This window comes from Pseudomonas sp. JAI111 (genome assembly GCF_024809425.1).
Lineage (GTDB): Bacteria > Pseudomonadota > Gammaproteobacteria > Pseudomonadales > Pseudomonadaceae > Aquipseudomonas.
This window is the reverse complement of record NZ_JANUCB010000020.1, coordinates 1710-3326: the sequence shown is the minus strand read 5'-3', so window position 1 is coordinate 3326 and position 1617 is coordinate 1710. Positions and strand designations below refer to the sequence as shown.

Sequence of the window (1617 nt, the reverse complement as noted above, 5' to 3'; positions counted from 1 at the left end):
GACGTTACTTTCACTGGTAACGGATCAGGCTAAGGTAAAATTTGTGAGTTGCTCTTAATTGAGTATTATCGAATTTTCGGCGAATGTCGTCTTCACAGTATAACCAGATTGCTTGGGGTTATATGGTCAAGTGAAGAAGCGCATACGGTGGATGCCTTGGCAGTCAGAGGCGATGAAAGACGTGGTAGCCTGCGAAAAGCTTCGGGGAGTCGGCAAACAGACTTTGATCCGGAGATGTCTGAATGGGGGAACCCACCTAACATAAGTTAGGTATCTTAAGCTGAATACATAGGCTTAAGAAGCGAACCAGGGGAACTGAAACATCTAAGTACCCTGAGGAAAAGAAATCAACCGAGATTCCCTTAGTAGTGGCGAGCGAACGGGGACTAGCCCTTAAGTGGCTTTGAGATTAGCGGAACGCTCTGGAAAGTGCGGCCATAGTGGGTGATAGCCCTGTACGCGAAAATCTCTTAGTCATGAAATCGAGTAGGACGGAGCACGAGAAACTTTGTCTGAATATGGGGGGACCATCCTCCAAGGCTAAATACTACTGACTGACCGATAGTGAACTAGTACCGTGAGGGAAAGGCGAAAAGAACCCCGGAGAGGGGAGTGAAATAGATCCTGAAACCGTATGCGTACAAGCAGTGGGAGCCCACTTTGTTGGGTGACTGCGTACCTTTTGTATAATGGGTCAGCGACTTATTTTCAGTGGCGAGCTTAACCGAATAGGGGAGGCGTAGCGAAAGCGAGTCTTAATAGGGCGTCTAGTCGCTGGGAATAGACCCGAAACCGGGCGATCTATCCATGGGCAGGTTGAAGGTTGGGTAACACTAACTGGAGGACCGAACCGACTACCGTTGAAAAGTTAGCGGATGACCTGTGGATCGGAGTGAAAGGCTAATCAAGCTCGGAGATAGCTGGTTCTCCTCGAAAGCTATTTAGGTAGCGCCTCATGTATCACTGTAGGGGGTAGAGCACTGTTTCGGCTAGGGGGTCATCCCGACTTACCAAACCGATGCAAACTCCGAATACCTACAAGTGCCGAGCATGGGAGACACACGGCGGGTGCTAACGTCCGTCGTGAAAAGGGAAACAACCCAGACCGTCAGCTAAGGTCCCAAAGTTATGGTTAAGTGGGAAACGATGTGGGAAGGCTTAGACAGCTAGGAGGTTGGCTTAGAAGCAGCCACCCTTTAAAGAAAGCGTAATAGCTCACTAGTCGAGTCGGCCTGCGCGGAAGATGTAACGGGGCTCAAACCATACACCGAAGCTACGGGTATCACTTAGGTGATGCGGTAGAGGAGCGTTCTGTAAGCCTGTGAAGGTGAGTTGAGAAGCTTGCTGGAGGTATCAGAAGTGCGAATGCTGACATGAGTAACGACAATGGGTGTGAAAAACACCCACGCCGAAAGACCAAGGTTTCCTGCGCAACGTTAATCGACGCAGGGTTAGTCGGTCCCTAAGGCGAGGCTGAAAAGCGTAGTCGATGGAAAACAGGTTAATATTCCTGTACTTCTGGTTATTGCGATGGAGGGACGGAGAAGGCTAGGCCAGCTTGGCGTTGGTTGTCCAAGTTTAAGGTGGTAGGCTGGAATCTTAGGTAAATCCGGGATT

At 49.8% G+C, this 1617-nt stretch carries 1 rRNA gene (cut by a window edge); it reads left to right on the top strand.

Going from position 1 to position 1617, the window contains the following annotated elements:
- The first annotated feature begins 124 nt into the window (after positions 1 to 124).
- A 23S ribosomal RNA gene (locus HNR03_RS31670) occupies positions 125 to 1617 on the top strand (it continues 1460 nt past the right edge of the window).